The 17,842-nt window shown below is 72.8% G+C and carries 18 protein-coding genes; 7 read left to right on the plus strand and 11 right to left on the minus strand.

Features of this window, described 5'->3' with window-relative positions:
- Positions 1-2 precede the first annotated feature (2 nt).
- The 3 genes from ACZ50K_RS13295 to ACZ50K_RS13305 are packed head-to-tail and all read right to left on the minus strand — an operon-like array spanning position 3 to position 3,815.
- On the minus strand, positions 3-1,523 hold the full coding sequence (locus ACZ50K_RS13295) for an exopolysaccharide biosynthesis polyprenyl glycosylphosphotransferase (RefSeq protein WP_468901667.1): 1,521 nt from the start codon (positions 1,521-1,523) through the stop codon (positions 3-5).
- Positions 1,520-2,680, minus strand: coding sequence for a glycosyltransferase (locus ACZ50K_RS13300; RefSeq protein ID WP_468901669.1), 1,161 nt, complete (start codon positions 2,678-2,680; stop codon positions 1,520-1,522). Before ACZ50K_RS13300 ends, ACZ50K_RS13295 begins: the two co-directional genes overlap by 4 nt.
- Positions 2,681-2,711: 31 nt before the next feature.
- The gene (locus tag ACZ50K_RS13305) at positions 2,712-3,815 is read right to left on the minus strand and encodes a DUF3344 domain-containing protein (protein WP_468901671.1); all 1,104 of its coding nucleotides are present in this window, start codon (positions 3,813-3,815) and stop codon (positions 2,712-2,714) included.
- A 314-nt stretch (positions 3,816-4,129) separates the two neighbouring features.
- On the opposite strand from ACZ50K_RS13305, the gene ACZ50K_RS13310 reads away from it, so the two are divergent.
- From ACZ50K_RS13310 to ACZ50K_RS13325, 4 genes are all read left to right on the plus strand, one after another.
- Positions 4,130-4,531: a rodlin gene (locus ACZ50K_RS13310; protein WP_468901674.1), complete on the plus strand. Its 402-nt coding sequence runs from the start codon at positions 4,130-4,132 to the stop codon at positions 4,529-4,531.
- A gap of 155 nt (positions 4,532-4,686) precedes the next feature.
- A complete protein-coding gene (locus tag ACZ50K_RS13315) occupies positions 4,687-4,920 on the plus strand; it encodes a chaplin (RefSeq protein WP_468901677.1) in 234 nt (77 codons plus the stop codon).
- Positions 4,921-5,052: 132 nt separating this feature from the next.
- A complete protein-coding gene (locus ACZ50K_RS13320) occupies positions 5,053-6,114 on the plus strand; it encodes a chaplin (RefSeq protein ID WP_468901679.1) in 1,062 nt (353 codons plus the stop codon).
- Between the two features lie 151 nt (positions 6,115-6,265).
- On the plus strand, positions 6,266-6,607 hold the full coding sequence (locus tag ACZ50K_RS13325) for a hypothetical protein (RefSeq protein WP_468901682.1): 342 nt from the start codon (positions 6,266-6,268) through the stop codon (positions 6,605-6,607).
- 77 nt (positions 6,608-6,684) lie between these two features.
- On the opposite strand, the gene ACZ50K_RS13330 is transcribed toward ACZ50K_RS13325, so the two are convergent.
- Together ACZ50K_RS13330 and ACZ50K_RS13335 are read right to left on the minus strand one after the other, a co-directional pair.
- A complete protein-coding gene (locus ACZ50K_RS13330) occupies positions 6,685-6,924 on the minus strand; it encodes a chaplin (RefSeq protein WP_468901684.1) in 240 nt (79 codons plus the stop codon).
- Positions 6,925-7,075: 151 nt separating this feature from the next.
- The gene (locus tag ACZ50K_RS13335; protein ID WP_468901687.1) at positions 7,076-7,666 is read right to left on the minus strand and encodes a hypothetical protein; all 591 of its coding nucleotides are present in this window, start codon (positions 7,664-7,666) and stop codon (positions 7,076-7,078) included.
- A 303-nt stretch (positions 7,667-7,969) separates the two neighbouring features.
- Between ACZ50K_RS13335 and ACZ50K_RS13340 the strand changes: the two genes are divergently transcribed.
- Positions 7,970-8,380, plus strand: a complete 411-nt coding sequence (locus tag ACZ50K_RS13340; protein ID WP_468901690.1) for a rodlin — start codon at positions 7,970-7,972, stop codon at positions 8,378-8,380.
- Between the two features lie 118 nt (positions 8,381-8,498).
- Here the strand turns inward: ACZ50K_RS13340 and ACZ50K_RS13345 are convergent, their stop codons facing one another.
- Positions 8,499-9,149, minus strand: a complete 651-nt coding sequence (locus ACZ50K_RS13345) for a vitamin K epoxide reductase family protein (protein WP_468901692.1) — start codon at positions 9,147-9,149, stop codon at positions 8,499-8,501.
- Positions 9,150-9,341: 192 nt separating this feature from the next.
- Here ACZ50K_RS13345 and ACZ50K_RS13350 point away from each other — a divergent pair, with 192 nt between their 5' ends.
- Complete coding sequence (locus ACZ50K_RS13350; RefSeq protein ID WP_468901695.1) at positions 9,342-10,130, plus strand: DUF6227 family protein; 789 nt, start codon at positions 9,342-9,344, stop codon at positions 10,128-10,130.
- Between the two features lie 18 nt (positions 10,131-10,148).
- Here ACZ50K_RS13350 and pfkB read toward each other — a convergent pair whose 3' ends face one another.
- The 3 genes from pfkB to ACZ50K_RS13365 all read right to left on the minus strand — a co-directional run bounded on the left by pfkB (position 10,149) and on the right by ACZ50K_RS13365 (position 13,610).
- Positions 10,149-11,105 carry a 1-phosphofructokinase gene (gene pfkB / locus ACZ50K_RS13355; RefSeq protein ID WP_468901698.1) on the minus strand — a complete coding sequence of 319 codons (957 nt, stop codon included), beginning with the start codon at positions 11,103-11,105 and terminating at the stop codon, positions 10,149-10,151.
- On the minus strand, positions 11,102-11,863 hold the full coding sequence (locus tag ACZ50K_RS13360) for a DeoR/GlpR family DNA-binding transcription regulator (RefSeq protein WP_468901700.1): 762 nt from the start codon (positions 11,861-11,863) through the stop codon (positions 11,102-11,104). The genes pfkB and ACZ50K_RS13360 overlap by 4 nt, the downstream gene beginning before the upstream one ends.
- Before the next feature lie 157 nt (positions 11,864-12,020).
- Positions 12,021-13,610 carry an MFS transporter gene (locus tag ACZ50K_RS13365; protein WP_468901702.1) on the minus strand — a complete coding sequence of 530 codons (1,590 nt, stop codon included), beginning with the start codon at positions 13,608-13,610 and terminating at the stop codon, positions 12,021-12,023.
- A gap of 62 nt (positions 13,611-13,672) precedes the next feature.
- On the opposite strand from ACZ50K_RS13365, the gene ACZ50K_RS13370 reads away from it, so the two are divergent.
- The gene (locus ACZ50K_RS13370) at positions 13,673-14,626 is read left to right on the plus strand and encodes a helix-turn-helix transcriptional regulator (protein WP_468901705.1); all 954 of its coding nucleotides are present in this window, start codon (positions 13,673-13,675) and stop codon (positions 14,624-14,626) included.
- A 181-nt stretch (positions 14,627-14,807) separates the two neighbouring features.
- Here ACZ50K_RS13370 and ACZ50K_RS13375 read toward each other — a convergent pair whose 3' ends face one another.
- Entirely contained in the window at positions 14,808-15,788 is a 981-nt protein-coding gene (locus ACZ50K_RS13375; RefSeq protein WP_468901707.1) for a sigma-70 family RNA polymerase sigma factor, read from the minus strand.
- 464 nt (positions 15,789-16,252) lie between these two features.
- Positions 16,253-17,785, minus strand: a complete 1,533-nt coding sequence (locus ACZ50K_RS13380; RefSeq protein WP_468901710.1) for an MFS transporter — start codon at positions 17,783-17,785, stop codon at positions 16,253-16,255.
- Between the last annotated feature and the right edge of the window lie 57 nt (positions 17,786-17,842).

Here is a 17,842-nt window from a genome sequence, read left to right on the forward strand (position 1 = left end):
GGTCAACTTCCCCCCAGCCGGAAGCGGAAGAACGAGGCGGCGGTGCGGGCGAGGATCCACAGGTCCTGCCACAGCGACCAGGTGTCGATGTAGTGGTTGTCGAAGCGGGCCCGGTCCTCGATGGAGGTGTCCCCGCGCAGCCCGTTGATCTGGGCCAGTCCGGTGATCCCGACGGGCATCCGGTGCCGGGCCTCGTATCCGGGGTGCAGGGAGGAGAACTTGGCGACGAAGAAGGGGCGTTCGGGGCGCGGGCCGACCAGGCTCATATCGCCCCGGACCACGTTCCACAGCTGCGGCAGCTCGTCCAGGGAGGACTTGCGGAGGAAGGAGCCGACCGGGCTCATCCGGACGTCGCCGGCCACCGTCCAGCGGGTGGCGGACTCGTGGGCGTCGGCGCGCAGCGTGCGGAACTTGAGCAGGGTGAAGGAGCGGCCGTAGAGGCCGACCCGCTCCTGCCGGAAGATGACCCCGGGGCCGTCGGAGAGCCGGACGGCGAGGGCGCAGAGCCCCATCACGGGTGCGGCGGCGAGCAGGGCGAGGGCGGCGAGGGCGGTGTCCACGGCCCGCTTGACCCAGCGTTCCACCGGGCGGGACGGGCGCGGCAGCAGCGGCTGCACGGCGTGGCCCCAGAGCTGGTCGGCGGGCTGGGCCACCCGCATGCCGGTGAGCTTGGCGGTGCCGGCCGGGTCGGCGAGCCAGAGCCGGCAGCCGTGGTCGTGGAACAGCCGGACCAGTGAGGCGGTGCGCTCGTCGGCCTCCGGGGGCCGGGTGAACACCGCGTGCCGGACGGAGTTCTGGATGACGGCGCGCCGGATGTCCTCGTGGGTGGCGAGCCGGGGCAGGGCCCCGGTGGTCTCGTCCTCGGCGGGGAGGGCCGCGGTGTCGGCGAGGCCGACCGGGAGGAGCCCGTACTCGGGGCGGCCGTGCAGGGCGGCCGCGATCGCGCCGGCCCCCTCGCCCGGTCCGACCACCAGGGTGGAGGCCGGGCGGCGCAGGGCGGTGCGGCGGCGCAGCCGGTGCACGGTGCCGCGGGCGGCACAGGCCAGTACGGTCTGCAGGCACACGGCGGTGAGCAGCGCGGGCCAGCCGATGGCGGTGCCCGGCTCGGCGGCGGCGACGGCGGCCCCGACGGCGCACCAGAGCACCGCGGTCCGGCCGGCCAGCGCGGGCAGTTCCAGGAGTGCGGAGGGAGCGAGCCGCGGGCGGTAGAGGCCGGCCTGGGCGTTGAGGGCGGCGGCCGAGACGGCGGCCAGCAGCGCGAGCGGGAGGGCGGTTCCGGCGGGCAGCACCGGCCCGGGGACCGCGAGGGCGGTCAGGGCGGCGGTCAGCGCGTCGGCGGTGAGCAGCGGGGCGACCCCGTCGTGCCGGCGGACCCGTCGGGGCCGGACGGCCGGGCGGGCCCGGTCGCGGTCGGCCTCGGGCCCGCGCGGCGGGTGGATGGCGGTCACCGACCGGCGGACGGCGGTGGCGGGTCGTGTCCCGCCACGCCCCGAGTGCGGTGCGTGTGCGCTGTCCATCGTCATCGGCTGTTGCGCTCCTGGTTCAAGGGCCGGGGCCTGCCCAGCAGTTCGTGGTACAGGCCGGTGACCGCGTCCGTGGTCCGCCGCACGTCGAGGTCGGTCCGGGCGTGCTGTCCGGCCTGGCGCCCCAGTTCGTCGAGGAGGTCCGGGTCGGCGAGCAGCCGGCCCAGGGCCTTGGCCAGGGCCGTCGGCTGCTCCGGCGGTACCAGGCAGTGCCGTCCCTGGCCGGGCGGCAGGCTTTCCCGGGCCCCGCTGACATCGGAGACCAGGACCGGCCGGCCACAGGCCATGGCTTCGAGGGGGGCGAGCGCCATGCCTTCCCACCGCGACGGCAGTACAACGAGATCGGCGGCCCGAAGCCACGGCCGGGCGTCGGCGGCCGCTCCGGCGAAGTGCACCCCGGGGGGTGCGGTGCGGCGCAGCCGGTCGGTGTCGGGGCCGTCGCCGACCAGGGCGAGGCGGGCGCCGGGGACCGTGCCGAGGACCTCCGGCCAGGCCCGCAGCAGCACGTCCTGGCCCTTCTGCTGGCAGAGCCGGCCCAGGCAGACGGCGAGCGGTCCGTCGCCGGGGAAGCCTTCGGGCAGCGGGAGTTCGGCGCGGGCGGCGGCCCGGTCGGCCGCCGGGTCGGGGCTGTGGGGCCGGAAGTGCTCCAGGTCCACGCCGTTGCGGATGACGGTCCAGGGGGCGCGGATCCCGGCGGAGTCCCCGGCCTGCCGTTCGGCCTCGCTGACGCAGAGCACCCGGTCGGCCCAACGGGCCCCGAACCGCTCCCATCTGAGGGCGAGTGCGGCGGTGGTGCCGCCGACGGCGTCGAAGGACCAGGCGTGCGGCTGGAAGACGGTGGGCAGGGTGCCGCGGACGGCGAGCCGGCCGGCCAGCCCGGCCTTGGCGCTGTGCGCGTGCAGGACGTCGGGGCCGGTCCGGCGGATCAGCCGGGCGGCGGTGAGGGTTTCGAGGGCCAGCCCGGGGCCGGGTGCGCGGCCCGCCCGCCAGGGCAGTACCTCGGCTCCGGCGGCTCGGGCGTCCTCGGTGAGCCGGCCCTCCCGGGGGCAGGCCACGACGGTGCGGTGTCCGGCGGCGGTCTGGGCGCGGACCAGGTCGGTGACGACCCGGGCGACGCCGCCCTCGACGGGCTGGACGAGATGGAAGACGGTCAACACGACGAAGAGGCCTCCGTGGCTTTCGTACGTTTCAGCGGCGGGCGTCCGTCTGCACGAAGAGCACGCCGAGGAAATGGCCCTGGCTTTCGCCCGCGAAGGAGAACCTCAGGCTACGGGCGCCACTGGACAGTGCGGGGCTCAGATCGAACACATCCGCGTCATATCCAAGGTTATTCATATGTTCGGGCTGTCGCCCGAACGGGGGACGTCCGAATTCCGTGATCGTAGAATTCATCACATCGTTGAAGGGGTTTTCCTGATCACTGAGATCCACCCGGCGACCACTGTCGGCCGTGACGGTGAGTGAGTCCCCCAGGACCCCGCGGTCCCCGTCGTAGCCGACCACCCCGACCTTCCCGGCCCCCCGGGCCGGCACGTCCAGGCCCTCGATCTGCACGGTGGGCAGGGCCGCCTCCGGGGCCCCGGCCGCCGGGGCCTCGAACCCGTCCCAGAGCGAGACCCGGCGCAGCGGCTCGTCCGGGTGCTCGTAGGCGGCCACCAGCGTCCAGCCGCCCCAGGCACCCACCTCGGAGTGCCCCATGGCGATGTTCAGCTGGGCGACCGTCCACATCCCGGCCCCGGCCCTGCGGACCAGCGGGGTGATGTCCGCCGAGGCCTGGTAGGCGTCGCTGCCCCGGTCGGTGCGGTGCCCGATCACGGTGTCGGCCAGTACGGCCTTGTACGCGCCGCCCGGTTCGGCGACCAGCACCCGGCCGTTGTCCTCCGGCGGCTTCTGCTCGCCGACCCGGAGGTTCCCGCCCCAGTAGAGCCGCGCGTAGGAGACCTTGGCACCCTCCGGGATCCGCAGCTCGGCCCGGGTGGAGTTGTAGGTGTCCGGGTCCTTGTCGACCTCGCTGTAGAACATCTCGTAGTCGCCGTTGACCCCTGCGGCCCCCTTGGCGATCTCCGCACAGGGCGCGGCCCCCTCCGTCTCCACCCGACGGCATCCGATCCCCGAGTTCGAGGCCCGGACCAGCCCTCCGTGCTGCACCGCCTGATAACGCTGGGTGAACGGGATGCGGGCCAATTCCTTCGACCCGGGGGTGACTGCCGCACTGGTCGGCGACACGCTCAGGGAAAGACCGAGGGACGATACAAGACCGAGAGCGCAGAGGATTCTGCGGGAGGAACCCATGACCCCGTCACCATTTTCGATCATTGGGAGGAAACCGGTTCCGCACTTTGTCAGAAATCGCGCTCGAAATCACGTCGGACTCGCTCGTACGGCCTTTTGGGGGACGGTGCGTATCCTCTGCGGCCCGAAGTCGTTACGGGGTTCACACCACCGGACCCGGGACCATCCGGCGGGCGTTCGAGCCGCTGGAACACCCGGCCGTCAACGAGGACCCGCGATAGCGGCATCCGGGTGAAGGCACGCAACCCAAACCGTGTCCGGGCAGTTGATCCGGTTGCTCTTGTACCGGGCAATCCTGCAGAAAAGGGACGACAGTGATCAAGAAGATGATGGCCACCGCAGCAGTCGCAGCCAGCGTCGTGGGCTTGGGCTCCGCCCAGGCGATGGCTATCGGCAACGACAACGGCATCAACACCGTGAACGGCAACGGCGCCTCGCAGATCTACGGCAACCAGGCCACCTACGGCAACATGAGCCCGCAGATGGCGCTGATCCAGGGCTCCCTGAACAAGCCCTGTGTCGCCCTGCCCGCCAAGGCCAACGTGCAGTCGGTGCTGGCGCTGGTCAACGTCGGTGTCCAGGACATCCCGGTCCTGTCCAGCCCGCAGAACCAGCAGTGCACCGAGAACTCCACCCAGGCCAAGGGCGACGAGGCCCTGTCGCACATCCTCAACAACATCCCGGTGCTCTCCGGCAACGGCTCCGTCGGCAGCTGATCGCGCACCACGGTCGAGGCCGCCGCACCCCCCGGGCGCGGCGGCCTCGCCGCGTAATTGCGAATTAACGCGGAAATGCTCGGTTTCTTTTCCGGGCACAGCTCGTTGTTATTTCTGCAGCGGCAAAGGCCACTGCGGGAAGGAACGAAATCAAAATGAAGTACAAGAAGGCAGTGGTCGTCGGTGCGGGCATCCTGATGGCCGCCGGTTCCGCCGCCCCCGCGATGGCCGACGCCGACGCCGCCGGCAGCGCCGCCCACTCCCCCGGTGTCGCCTCCGGCAACCTCCTCCAGGTCCCGGTCAACGTCCCGGTCAACGTCTGCGGCAACACCGTGAACGTGATCGCCCTGCTGAACCCCGCCTTCGGCAACACCTGCGTCAACGCCTGACCCGGCGCGCGCACAGCGCCCGCGCCCGCCAGGGCGGACCTCCTCGAAGGTGGCCTCGGAGTGCACGGCGGTGCACTCCGGGGCCACCTTCGATTCAGCACCGGCGCAGCGCCGGTAGACAGGGAAGGACCCATGCGACAGGTACTGAGCCGACAGGTACTCGGCAAGGGCGTGCTCACGGCCGCGGCCGCCTCCGGTCTGCTGTCGCTCGCGGGCGGCGCGGCGTACGCGTACCCGGGAGCGACCGCCGAGGCCTCCCATTCACCGGGGGTGCTGGCGGGCAACAGCGTCTCGGTACCGATCACCTTCTCGCCGAACGTCTGCGGCAACACGGTGGATCCGGCCGGGGCCATGAACCCGGCCTTCGGCAACAACTGCGTCACCGACACGGGCGGGGACTCCGCCCCCGGGTACGCGCGCTATCTGAGCCCCGAGCAGGCCGAGGCCGTCGAGCGGTACCTGCAGGAGCGCGACCGCGTCCACGAGGGCTACGGCGAACACCAGGGCCCCCGGCACGGAGGCTACGGGGAGCACGAGGAGCCCCGGCAGGGCGGCTACGGCGGGCCCGCCGAGGAGGAGTGCGACGAGGACCACCCGGCGCCCCCGCCGCAGTGGCAGAACACTCCCCCGGCACCGCCCGTGCCGCCGGCGCCCCCGGCCCCGGAGTCCAAGCCCGAGCCCAGGCCCGAGCCGAAGCCGGAACCCGTGCCGGAGCCGAAGCCCGAGCCGGTCCCGGCGCCCGAGGTGCTGTACCCGGCGCCGCAGCCGCTGCCCGCGCCGGCCCCGCAGCCCGAGAACCCCGCGCCCATGCCGCCGCACGGCAGCCAGCTGATCGAGCACCCGCCGGCCCCGCCCGTGGCACCGCCGGTCGCCCCGCCCGTGGCGCCCCCCGCGGCCCCGCCGGTCGCTCCGCCCGCCGACCAGCCGCCGGCCGCCCCCGCCGGGGACCTCCCGGTCCACCTTCCCCCGGCCCCGGCCCCGGCGCCGGCTCCGGCGCCCGCCCCGGCCCCCGAAGCCCCGGCGCCCGCGCCCGGACCGGAGGCGGCGCCCGCGCCCACTCCGATGCCGGCCCCGGTGACCGACGTGCCCACCCTGGCCGAGACCGGTGCCGGGTCCCCGGAGGCCCTGGCCGCGCTGGCCACCGCGCTGCTGCTCGGCGGTTCGATCCTCTACCGGAGGTCGCGCGTCGGCTGATTCCGCCGGCCCGTCGGAAAAGCGGAAGAACTCGTACGGCCGGAGAACGCCCCCCGGGGATTCTCCGGCCGTACGAGTTTCCGGAGCCGCACGGGATCGTTAGCCAGGGCGATAGTGACGCGACAGCCGTCACGGGAAAAGGATTCCGATAATGAAGTATTCAAAGGTCGCCGCCGTGCTCGCCGGATCCGTCGCCGCGCTCACCGCGTCAGCCGCCGGTTCCGCCTTCGCCGCCGACGCCCCCGCGATGCCCCCGATGAGCCTGACCGGCGGGGTGACCGAGACCATCAACGCCGCCAACCCGGTGGTCCAGGAGCTCCCCATGCACGTGGGCAACGGCATCGGCCAGGAGGGCGACAAGGTGGTCGGCACCGTGCAGCAGCTGAACAAGGCCCGCAACGACCTCCCCGGCAAGGCCCTGGAGACCACCAACCTGGCCGGCCAGGTCGCCCCGATGCTCGGCGGGATCAACGTCAACGGCGGTCAGGGCTGACCCGCCGCCCGGACCCCCGAAACGACTGTGGGCGCCCCCGGCGATGCCGGGGGCGCCCACAGTGTGTGTGAAGAAGATCAGTCGTTGACGCAGACGTTGCCGAACGCCGGGTTCAGGGCGCCGATGACGTTCACGGAGTTGCCGCAGACGTTGACCGGCACGTGGACCGGGACCTGTCCCAGGTTGCCCGAGAGGACACCGGGAGAACCGACGGCCGCACCCTCGGCGGAGGAGTCGGCGACAGCGGCACCCGCGGCACCCGCGACAGCGAGACCGGCACCGGCCAGGGCTACGGCGGCCTTCTTGGCAGTGTTCATGGGAAGTGCACCTTCGTTCTGTGTTTCTTTCGGGCCGCCCCTTCCGGGGCTCACACCGAGCGAAACGTCCCAGCACCCGGGACGACACGGCCCGGGCCCCGATCCGACCTGTTCAGCCCAATAGTCGTAACCGGAGCCCGGGTCCCGGACGTTACGGAGTGCCGCTCCCCTTGACCGGCAGGGCCGGGGCCGCGGGGAGCGCCGGGGCGGCCGGGGCCGGGAGCTCCGGCACCGCCACCGGCAGGTCGGGCACCGCTCCCCCGGGCACCGCCGGGAGTTCCGGCGCGGCCGGGAGCTCCGGGGCCGCCGGGAGCTCCGGGGCGGGCGGCAGCGCGGGGTTCGCGGGGAGTTCCGGGGCGGGCGGCAGCGCGGGCACCGCCGGGACCGCCGGGGCGGGCAGTTCGGGCAGCGCCGGCGGGGTCAGCGGCGGCAGCTCCGGCAGTTCGACCCCGGGGATCTCCGGCAGCTTGATCTCCGGCAGCTTCAGGTCCGGCAGCTTGATCTCGGGGAGCTTGATGTCTGGGATGCTGATCGGCGGCAGTGCCACCCCGGCCGGCAGCAGGCCCTTGAGCGCCGCCAGGATGCCGTTCAGCAGGTCGTCCACCGGGCCGGCGGCCGCGGCCGCCCGGGGGGCCGCGGCCCGCTCGGAGTCGAGGGCGCTCGCGGGGGCGGACGCGCCGAAGAGTATGGCGGCGGCGAGGGCCGAGGGGACGAGTGCGCGAGTCGCCTTCTTGAGGTGCATGGGCGTTCCTTCTCGTGAACGTGCGGCGGCGGACCACGGCGATCCGTCTCCTCACCCACCGTGCGAACACCTTGTACGGAGTGCAACAGGAACCCGGCGGCCCCGAGGACCCCCGGCGGGGCCCCGCCGGACGCTGGGCGCTGCGTACGGGCTTCGGGCAGGCGTCCGGGGCGGGCTCACCCGGTGCGGCGAAAAGGCCCGGTCCGGCAGGCCGTTTGAGTGAAGCAGCGGAACCAACCCCCGGACCGGGCAGTTGACCAGGGCGCTCCATCAGCGGGCACCCGTGCTAATCAAAGGACCGAAATGCTCAAGAAGATCATGGCCACCGCCGCCGCCACCGCCGCCGTGGTCGGCGCGGGTGCCGCCATCGCCGCCCCGGCGATGGCCATCGGCAACGACAACGGCATCAACACCGTCAACGGCAACGGCGCCCAGCAGATCTACGGCAACCAGAAGACCGCCGGTGACATGAGCCCGCAGCTCAGCCTGGTCCAGGGCACCGCCAACAAGCCCTGCATCGGCCTGCCCGCGAAGATCAACGCCCAGTCGCTGGTCGCCCTGGTCAACGTCGGTGTCCAGGACATCAACGTCCTGTCCAACCCGCAGAACCAGCAGTGCGCCGAGAACTCCACCCAGGCCAAGGGTGACGAGCCGCTGTCGCACATCCTCAGCAACATCCCGGTCCTCTCCGGCAACGTCTCCGCCGGCAGCTGATCCCGCTCCCCCCTTCCGGTCCGGGCCCCCGACGCCCGTGGAGCGATGCGGTGATGTGACGAGGGCCCCGGCAGCCACCAGCTGCCGGGGCCCTCGCGCGGTGTCCGCCGCCGGACGGTCACCCGGTCCAGAACTCCCACCAGCGGGTGAGGACCAGCATCCCGATCACCCCGATGTGCAGGGCGGGCGGGGCCCAGCCGAACTCGGTGAAGAAGACCTTCAGGGGCGCGGGCGCGGGCAGCACCCCGGTGCGGACGTTGTGCGCGGTGACCGCCCAGAACATCAGCAGGGTCGCCACCCAGGCGAGGCAGCACCAGAGGCAGAGCGCGTTGATCTCGTAGAGGGACTGGACCATCAGCCAGGCGCAGAAGGCGGTGCCGAAGGCGGTCCCGGCGTTCAGTCCCAGCCAGAACCAGCCCCGGTAGCGGGCGCCGGCCAGCAGGCCCGCGCCGACGCACACCACCACCGCGTAGGCGGCCAGCCCCAGCATCGGGTTGGGGAAGCCGAAGACGGCGGCCTGGTCGCTCTTCATCACGCTGCCGCAGGAGACGACCGGGTTGAGGCTGCAGGCCGGCTTGAAGGACGGGTCCTCCAGCAGGTGGAACTTGTCCAGGACGATCACCCAGGAGGCCAGCACCCCGGCGGCGCCGGTGAGTGCCAGGAGCCAGGCCAACGCCTTTGATGCTCCTGGGGTTTCGGGGTCCTGCCGGGGCAGGTCGGGGCCCTGCTGGCGGGGGAGGCCCACGGTGTTCGCGGTATTCGTTGCCATGCGGCCCATACTCCACCGATCCCTCCCAGAGGGTGCCGAACCATGCCTATCCATAGGGAAGTTGACCTGAAGGTGTGGCGGGAACCCCTGACGCTTCCCGGACGTTTTACCGAACCCCGGACGTGATGTCAGACCCAGGGGTTACGTTGAGCTCCCGCGAAGTGACAAGCTGCAACGGCCTGGAGACCCACCTTGAGCGATCCGTACGAGACAACCGAGGCCCACCTCGACCGACTCCTGGGCCGCGCCCTCAACTCCTTCGAGCTGCCCGACCCGCTGGTGGAGCGCCTGCGCACGGCGATCGCCCACAGCTCTTCGCTGCACACCACGCACCACGGCCCGTCCTCGGACCGGTGGCGGGAGACCCACCGGCACACCTGTCTGCTGGCCGACGGCTCCTCGGTGTCCCTGTGGGAGCTGGTCTACCGGCGGGATCCGGACCGGGTGGTGCGTCATGAACTGTTCGCCGACCGGGGCCGGATGATGCTCGCGGTGGACCGGCTGTTCGGCGCCACGGAGGGGGCGGAGCGCGTGGAGTACACCCCGCCGCCGGAGGATCCGGACGGCGCGGTGCCGGAGCCGGCCGAGGCGGCCCTGCTGAGCGTGCTGTTCTCCGGGTCCTCCGACGGCCCGCTCCGGCAGCACCGGGAGTACGCGGTGGAGGAGTCGGCCGACCACGCGCGCCGGGTGCTGCGCCGGGCGGAGAACCCGGACCGGCCGGGCGAGGCGACGGCGCTGCGGCTGCGGTCGGCGTACGCGCACCGGATCACCCAGGCCTTCGGCGGCCGGCCCTGCGGCACGGACGGGCGGAACGCCGGGTTCAGCCTCTACGAGCACGCCTTCGTGCTGCTGGACGGGGGCGAGCTCAGCCTCTGGGAGGTCGAGCACACGGCCACCCCGGACGGCCGGCACATGTGCGAGGTGTACGAGAGCGAGGCCGCGGCCCGGGCGGCCATGGAGTTCCGCTCGCGGGTCCGCTGAGCCCCGGTCCGGGCCCGGTCAGCCGGCCGGGACGCCCGGGGCGGACAGCGGCAAGTCCACGGGGATGTCCCCGGTCACCGTGACCGTGTCGGGCCGGAGGTCGGCGGGGGTGGGCATCCGGCTGCCGGCCAGGGCGACGGCGGCCGTCCCGTGCGCCAGCGCCGAGGCGAGGGCGGCCGGGCCGGAGCCGCCGGCGATCAGGAATCCGGCCAGCGCGGCGTCGCCGGCGCCCACGGTGCTGCGGACCGTGGTGGCCGCGGCCCGGCCGTAGTGGATTCCGGACTCCTCCACCAGCAGCTGGCCGTCGGCGCCCAGGCTGGCCAGTACGGCCCCGGCCCCGCGGTCGCGGAGCTCCTCGGCGGCCTTCGCCACCTCGCCCAGGGTGGTCAGCGGCCGGGAGACCGCCTCGGCGAGCTCCGCGGTGTTCGGCTTGACCACGTCGGGGCGGGCGGGCAGGGCGGCGAGCAGGGCCGGTCCGGTGGTGTCCAGGGCGGTCCGGTGGTCGGCCGCGCGGGCCCCGGCGACGAGTTCGCCGTACCAGCCGGGGTCCAGGCCCCGGGGCAGGCTGCCGCAGCAGGCGATCCAGTCGGCGCCGCCGCGGTGCTCGCGGACGGTGTCGAGCAGCAGCAGGGCCTCGGCCGGGGTGAGTTCCGGCCCGGCCGAGTTGATCTTCGTGAGGGTGCCGTCCGGTTCGGCGAGCGAGACGTTGGAGCGGGTGAGGCCGGCGATGGCCACCACCGTCACGTCCACCCCCTGCGCGCCGAGGAGTTCGGCGATCAGGGCACCGGGCGAGCCGCCCAGCGGGAGCACGGCGGTGGTGCGGACCCCGGCCGCGGCCACCGCACGGGAGACGTTGACCCCCTTGCCGCCGGGGTCGAGCCGGTCGCCGGAGGCCCGGAGCAGCTCGCCGCGGCCCAGGGAGCCGATCTCGTAGGTCCGGTCCAGCGCGGGGTTCGGGGTGACGGTGAGGATCATACGAGCACGACTTCCGTACCGGCGGCCTCGATGGCCGCCCGTTCCGCCGGGCCGAGCCCGCTGTCCGTGACGAGCAGGTCCACCTCGGCGAAGGAGGCGAACCGGGCGAAGTGTTCCTGGCCCGCCTTCGCGGAGTCGGCGAGCAGCACCACCCGGCGGGCGGCCGCGACCACGGCCCGCTTCACGGCCGCCTCGGCGAGGTCGGGGGTGCTGAGGCCGGCGTCGGCGGAGAAGCCGTTGGCGGCGAGGAAGGCCACATCGGCGCGGACCTCCGCGTAGGCGCGCAGGGCCCAGGCGTCGACGGCGGCCCGGGTGCGGTGGCGCACCCGGCCGCCGGCCAGGTGGAGCTCGATCCCGGCGTGGCCGGCCAGCCGGGCGGCGACCGGCAGGGCGTGGGTGACCACGGTGAGGTCGCTGTCCACCGGCAGGGCGGCGGCCAGCCGGGCGACGGTGCTGCCGGCGTCCAGGATGACGCTTCCGCCGTCGGGGAGTTCGGCGAGGGCGGCGCGGGCGATCCGGTCCTTCTGGTCGGCGGCGGTGGCCTCGCGTTCGGTGAGGTCGGGCTCGAAGTCGAGCCGGCCGGCCGGCATGGCCCCGCCGTGCACCCGGCGGACCAGTCCGGCCCGGTCCAGTGCCTTGAGGTCGCGGCGGACGGTCTCGGCGGTCACCTGGAACCGCTCGGCCAGGGCGAGCACCTCCACCCGGCCCGCCTCGCGGGCGAGCCGCAGGATCTCCTGCTGACGCTCCGGTGCATACATGTGGGTTTACTTCCGTTTGGGGCCCGACCGTGCCAGTGCACCCCGAGAATACGTCCAGATCCGGGCGATAACAAACGAAACGGGCATGTCCGCTCGGAGAAGCGGACATGCCCGTGGATCAGCTCGTGGGATCAGCTCGTGGGATGAGCTCGTGGGATCAGACCGCCGGGGTCTTCTCCAGCGCGGGGCCGGGTTCGGCCGAAGCCCCCGCCTCGGCCTCGTGGCCGGCGCCCACCACGATCTGCCGGCGCGGCAGCGCGAACATCACCACGAAGATCACCACCATGATCGCGATCACCCACCACATGGCGAACCGGAACGCGTCCACATAGGCCGGACCGAGGATCCGGTCGTCCTCGATCACCCCGAAGTAGACCACCGAGGTCAGACCCAGACCGATCGCGTTGCCCATCTGCTGGGTGGTGTTGATCAGACCGGAGGCCGAGCCGGCGTCCTCCCGGGGCACCTCCGACAGCACCGCGTCGGTCAGCGGGGCGACGATCAGGCCCATGCCCACACCGAGCAGCACCAGCGACGGGATCATCTCCCAGGGGGTGATCCCCATGCCGTAGTGGCGCGAGGTCCAGATGTAGACCAGCAGACCGGTGGCCATGATCAGGGCGCCCGCCTGGAGCACCTTGCGGCCGAAGCGGGGCACCAGCTTCTGCACGGACATGCCCGCGGACACCGAGACCGCGATGGAGAACGGGATACCGGTGAGACCCGACTTCAGGGCGCCCCAGCCCAGACCCATCTGCATCATCAGGGTCCACACCATGAAGAAGATGCCGCTGGCCAGACCGAAGGTCAGCTGCACCGCGATACCGCCCGCGAAGCTCTTGATCCGGAACAGCGAGAGCTCGACCAGCGGGGAGCCGTCCTTGCGGGTCTTGTACTTCTCGTAGGCGATGAACCCGGCGGCCACCAGCGGCACCGCGCCCATGCACAGGAAGCCCCACAGCGGCCAGCCGTTCTCCCGGCCCTGGGTCAGCGGGTAGATCAGCATCACCATGGCGAGGGTGGCGAGCACCACGCCGACCAGGTCCAGGCGCAGCGCCCGGGGGGCCTTGGACTCGGTGATGAACTTGCGGCCGAGGATCACCCCGGCGATGCCGACCGGCAGGTTGATCAGGAAGATCGGGCGCCATTCCAGACCGAAGAGGTTCCACTCGGTGAGCAGCGCGCCCAGCAGCGGGCCCATCACCGCGCCGAGACCGATGATCGCGCCGAACAGCCCGAAGACCTTGCCGCGCTCGTGCGCCGGGAAGGTCACGTGGATGATCGCCAGCACCTGGGGGACCATCATGGCGGCCATCGAGCCCTGGAGCAGTCGGGAGGCGACGAGCATGCCCGGGTCGGCGGCGATCCCGCAGAGCAGCGAGGCGGCGGTGAAGCCGGTCATGCCGATGAGGAACAGCTTCCTGCGGCCGTAGATGTCGCCGAGGCGGCCGCCGGTGATGAGGCCCGCCGCGAAGGCGAGGGCGTAGCCGGCGGATATCCACTGGATGGCGCTGGTGGAGGCGCCGAGGTCGGCCTTCATGCTGGGGATGGCGATGTTGACGATGGTGACGTCGACCAGGTCCATGAAGGCGGCGGTCATCACGATGGCCAGGGCCAGCCAGCGGCGCCGGTCCGCGGCGGTGTCCAGCGGGGCGTCCGGCGGGGTGTTCCGCGGAGCGTCCGGCGCTCCGGCTGGTGCGGGCCCGGTCTCGTTCGCGGGCGGTGTCTTCGACGTCTCGGTGCTCATGAGGAGAAACCTAGACGGCATGTAGGTCAGATGGTGTCCTATTTGGCTGGCAGTCTTGAATCATGAACGACACCCCGGCCCGGCTGCTGACCCTGCTGTCCCTGCTCCAGACCCCCCGCGAGTGGCCGGGGCGTGAACTGGCGGCGCGGCTGGCGGTCAGCGCGCGGACCATCCGGCGTGACATCGAGCGGCTGCGGGAGCTCGGCTACCCGGTGGAGGCCACGCTGGGCGCGGAGGGCGGGTACCGGCTGGTGGCGGGGGCGGCGATGCCTCCGCTGCTGCTGGACGACGAGGAGGCGGTGGCCATCGCGGTCGGGCTGCGGGCCGGGGCCGGGCACGCCATCGACGGGGTCGAGGAGGCCTCCGTGCGGGCGCTCGCCAAGCTGGAACAGGTGCTGCCGTCCCGGCTGCGGCACCGGGTGAACGCCCTCCAGTCGGCGACCGAGGCGCTGACCCGGGGGGACGGCGCGCGGATCGATCCGCGGACCCTGACGGCGATCGCGGGGGCGGTGGCGGGACAGGAGCGGCTGCGGTTCGGCTACCGGGCGGGGGACGGGGCCGACTCGCGGCGGCTGGTGGAGCCGTACCGGCTGGTGAGCACCGGTCGGCGCTGGTACCTGGTGGCGTACGACCTGGACCGGGAGGACTGGCGGACCTTCCGGGTGGACCGGGTGGCGGAGCCGTTCCCCACCGGGGTGCGGTTCGCGGCCCGGGAGCTGCCGATGGGGGACGCGGCCGCGTTCGTACGACACGGGCTGGCGGGCGGGACGGCCTATCTGGCGGAGGTGGCCTTCGCGGCGGCCCCGGAGGAGCTGCCGTCCTGGCTGGGCCCGGCGGAGCCGGAGCCGGGGGGCGGCTGCCGGGCGCGGTTCGAGACGGCGGACGCCCCGGAGTGGCTGGCGGCCCGGCTGGCGCTGACCGGGCTGGAGTTCACGGTGCGGGCGCCGGCCGTGCTGGCGGCGAGCGCGGCCGCCCTGGGGGCCTCGCTGACCCGGGCGGCGGCGGGGGTGGGCTGAGGGGGTACGGGAGAGCCCCGGCACCCGGGGGGGGTTGGGTGCCGGGGCGTTCTGGGGCCCGGTGTCACCGGGCGGTGTGCTGCCCGCCGGGGCGGCCACTGCGCCGTGGAGGCCACCGCGCGGTGTCGTGGACGCCGTGTGCGGCCCGCCGTGTCCTGTCCGCCGGACGGGGCCGGTCGGCTCAGGCTACGGCGTCGAAGCCGGTGTCGCGCGCCATCCGCTTCAGTTCCAGCAGGGCGTGCTTCTCGATCTGCCGGATCCGCTCGCGGGTGAGGCCGTGCTGCTTGCCCACCTCTGTCAGCGTACGCTCCCGGCCGTCGTCGATGCCGTAGCGCATCTTGATGATCGAGGCGGTCCGCTGGTCGAGCTTGCCGATCAGGTCCTCCAGCTCCTCGCTGCGGAGCAGCGAGAGCACCGACTGCTCGGGGGAGATCGCCGAGGTGTCCTCCAGGAGGTCGCCGAACTGGGTGTCGCCCTCGTCGTCCACCGACATGTTCAGGCTGACCGGGTCTCGGGCCCAGTCCAGGACGTCGCCCACCCGGCGCTCGGTGGAGTCGAGCTCGGCGGCGATCTCGGCGTGCTCCGGGTCGCGGCCGTTCTCCCGGTTGAACTCCCGCTGCACCCGGCGGATCCGGCCGAGCTCCTCGACCAGGTGGACGGGGAGGCGGATGGTGCGGGACTGGTCGGCGATGGAGCGGGTGATGGCCTGCCGGATCCACCAGGTGGCGTACGTGGAGAACTTGAAGCCCTTGGCGTAGTCGAACTTCTCGACCGCGCGGACCAGGCCGGCGTTCCCCTCCTGGATCAGGTCGAGGAGCGGGAGCCCGGAGCGCGGGTAGCGGCGGGCGACGGCGACGACCAGCCGGAGGTTGGAGCGGATGAAGATCTCCTTGGCCCGCTCGCCCTCGGCGGCGACCGCCTCCAGCTCCTCGCGGGAGATCCCGGCGCCCTGGTGGTCGGGGATCGCGCCGTCGAGGATCTGCTGGGCGTACACCCCGGCCTCGATGATCTGCGACAGCTCCACTTCCCGGGCGGCGTCGAGCAGCGGGGTGCGCGCGATCTCGTCCAGATACATCCCGACGAGGTCGCGGTCGGCGATCTCGCCGCCGGCGGCGCGACTGCTGCCGGTGGACTGGCGACGGGCGACGGCGCGGGTTGCCATGCTTGCTCCCTTGCGATGAGTTCGGTCGCGGTGTGGCGGTCTTGCGGGTGGTGCCGGAACACTCTCCCGAGTGGCTGCATCCGAAGGAAACAACGACTGGAATCGGGACAGAATTCCCACACCTCTCGCCGAATTTCGAGATCTTGCAGTATCCTGCCCCGCCACCGAAGGGGTTCGGGTCCGCCGGATCCATGGAGCCGCAGGTCAGACGGGCCCCGAAGGGCACTCCGGGGGCCTCGGGGGCCGCTCCCGCGTCTGCCCGGTGAGACCGGTGTCACACCCTGTGAGCCCGGTGAGCCCGGTGTCCTGCCGGCTTCCGCCCGGGAAGACGGCACCCGGGCCCTCCCGGTTGCCTCGGCGGCCGCACAGGACGCCCGGAAACGCCGGACGGGCCGCCCCCGCGGTGTGGGGGCGGCCCGTCCGGCCGTGAAAGCGGGTCGCTCGTCAGCGCCCTGTGGCGCGGGTCAGTGCGCGACCACCGGGATCTTGAACTCGGCTTCCTCGGCGCCCTCGGCACCGGCCGCCGGACCGCCCGGCCGACCCGTGTCGATCATGGTCAGCGCGATCACCGCACTGGCCACCAGGATGCCGACCGCCCACCAGATGGCGGAGGAGTAGCCGTGCACCATGGCCTCGGCCTGGACCAGCTTCGCGGCCGGGCCGCCCGCCGCGGCCTGCGCCGCGTGCGAGGTCAGGTACGAGGTGGTCGCCGAGGCGGCGATGGTGTTCAGCAGCGCGGTGCCGATGGCGCCGCCGACCTGCTGCGAGGTGTTGACCATGGCGGAGGCCACACCGGCGTCGGCCGGGTTCACCCCGTGGGTGGACAGGGACATGGCCGGCATGAACGCGGTGCCCATGCCGAGGCCCAGGAGGAGCTGGGCGGGCAGGATCAGCGCCGGGTAGGAGGAGCCGACCTCCAGCTGGGTGAGCAGCAGCATGCCGGTCGCGGCGACCAGGAAGCCGGGGCCCATCAGCAGGCGCGGGGGCACCCGGGTCATCAGCCGGGCGCCGATCTGGGTGGAGCCGGTGATCATGCCCGCGATCATCGGGAGGAAGGCGAACCCGGTCATGACCGGGGAGTAGCCCTTGACGATCTGGAGGTAGTAGGTGAGGAACAGGAAGAGGCCGAACATGGAGATGACGGCCAGACCGAGGGAGAGGTAGACCCCGCCCCGGTTGCGCTCCAGCAGGACGCGCAGCGGCAGCAGCGGGGAGCGGACCTTGGACTCGGTGAGGACGAAGGCGCCGAGCAGCACCACGGAGCCGATGAACAGGCCGATGGTGACCGGGTCGGACCAGCCCTCGGACTCGGCGCGGGTGAAGCCGTACACCAGGGCGACCAGGCCGAGGGTGGAGAGGATCACGCCGGGGATGTCCAGCGGGGCGCGGTTGCGGGTGCCGGCCGGCTCGCGGATGACCAGGTAGGCGCCGACGGCGGCGACCACCGCGAACGGGATGTTGACGAAGAAGGTCCAGCGCCAGTTCAGGTACTCGGTGAGGAAGCCGCCGAGGATCAGGCCGACCGCACCGCCACCGCCGGCGATGGCGCCGTAGATGCCGAAGGCCTTGGCCCGCTCCTTGCCGTCGGTGAACATCACCGCGAGCAGGGAGAGGGCGGCGGGGGCCAGCAGGGCGCCGAAGGCTCCCTGGAGGGCGCGGGCGCCCAGCATGGTGGCCTCTCCGGTGGCGGCACCGCCGAGCGCGGAGGCCACGGCGAAGCCGATCAGGCCGATGATGAAGGCGCGCTTGCGGCCCCACTTGTCGGCGATGCGGCCACCGAAGAGGAGCAGACCGCCGAAGGCCAGGGCGTAGGCGGTGATGACCCACTGCCGGTTGCCGTCGGAGATCCCGAGGTCCTGCTGGGCCGAGGGCAGGGCGATGTTCACGATGGTGGCGTCGAGGACCACCATCAGCTGGGCCAGGGCTATGAAGACCAGGGCCTTCCAGCGACTGGGGTCCGCCTGCTGCGCGAGCGTCGGCGGGGCGGTTTCGGACATGGGGGTACCCACTTCACGGTGCGGTTGTACGAGAAATACTGATTTGCGAGAGATGTA

Source organism: Streptomyces sp. NPDC033845 (assembly GCF_055576225.1).

What these genes read in the sequence shown, in the direction of transcription:
- ACZ50K_RS13375 (WP_468901707.1), bottom strand. Translation starts at nt 15,788, where the DNA reads ATGGCAACCCGCGCCGTCGCCCGTCGCCAGTCCACCGGCAGCAGTCGC.
- ACZ50K_RS13365 (WP_468901702.1), bottom strand. Translation starts at nt 13,610, where the DNA reads ATGAGCACCGAGACGTCGAAGACACCGCCCGCGAACGAGACCGGGCCC.
- ACZ50K_RS13295 (WP_468901667.1), bottom strand. Translation starts at nt 1,523, where the DNA reads ATGACGATGGACAGCGCACACGCACCGCACTCGGGGCGTGGCGGGACA.
- ACZ50K_RS13380 (WP_468901710.1), bottom strand. Translation starts at nt 17,785, where the DNA reads ATGTCCGAAACCGCCCCGCCGACGCTCGCGCAGCAGGCGGACCCCAGT.
- ACZ50K_RS13345 (WP_468901692.1), bottom strand. Translation starts at nt 9,149, where the DNA reads ATGGCAACGAATACCGCGAACACCGTGGGCCTCCCCCGCCAGCAGGGC.
- ACZ50K_RS13370 (WP_468901705.1), top strand. Translation starts at nt 13,673, where the DNA reads ATGAACGACACCCCGGCCCGGCTGCTGACCCTGCTGTCCCTGCTCCAG.
- ACZ50K_RS13340 (WP_468901690.1), top strand. Translation starts at nt 7,970, where the DNA reads ATGCTCAAGAAGATCATGGCCACCGCCGCCGCCACCGCCGCCGTGGTC.
- pfkB (WP_468901698.1), bottom strand. Translation starts at nt 11,105, where the DNA reads ATGATCCTCACCGTCACCCCGAACCCCGCGCTGGACCGGACCTACGAG.
- ACZ50K_RS13320 (WP_468901679.1), top strand. Translation starts at nt 5,053, where the DNA reads ATGCGACAGGTACTGAGCCGACAGGTACTCGGCAAGGGCGTGCTCACG.
- ACZ50K_RS13305 (WP_468901671.1), bottom strand. Translation starts at nt 3,815, where the DNA reads ATGGGTTCCTCCCGCAGAATCCTCTGCGCTCTCGGTCTTGTATCGTCC.
- ACZ50K_RS13325 (WP_468901682.1), top strand. Translation starts at nt 6,266, where the DNA reads ATGAAGTATTCAAAGGTCGCCGCCGTGCTCGCCGGATCCGTCGCCGCG.
- ACZ50K_RS13330 (WP_468901684.1), bottom strand. Translation starts at nt 6,924, where the DNA reads ATGAACACTGCCAAGAAGGCCGCCGTAGCCCTGGCCGGTGCCGGTCTC.
- ACZ50K_RS13335 (WP_468901687.1), bottom strand. Translation starts at nt 7,666, where the DNA reads ATGCACCTCAAGAAGGCGACTCGCGCACTCGTCCCCTCGGCCCTCGCC.
- ACZ50K_RS13315 (WP_468901677.1), top strand. Translation starts at nt 4,687, where the DNA reads ATGAAGTACAAGAAGGCAGTGGTCGTCGGTGCGGGCATCCTGATGGCC.
- ACZ50K_RS13360 (WP_468901700.1), bottom strand. Translation starts at nt 11,863, where the DNA reads ATGTATGCACCGGAGCGTCAGCAGGAGATCCTGCGGCTCGCCCGCGAG.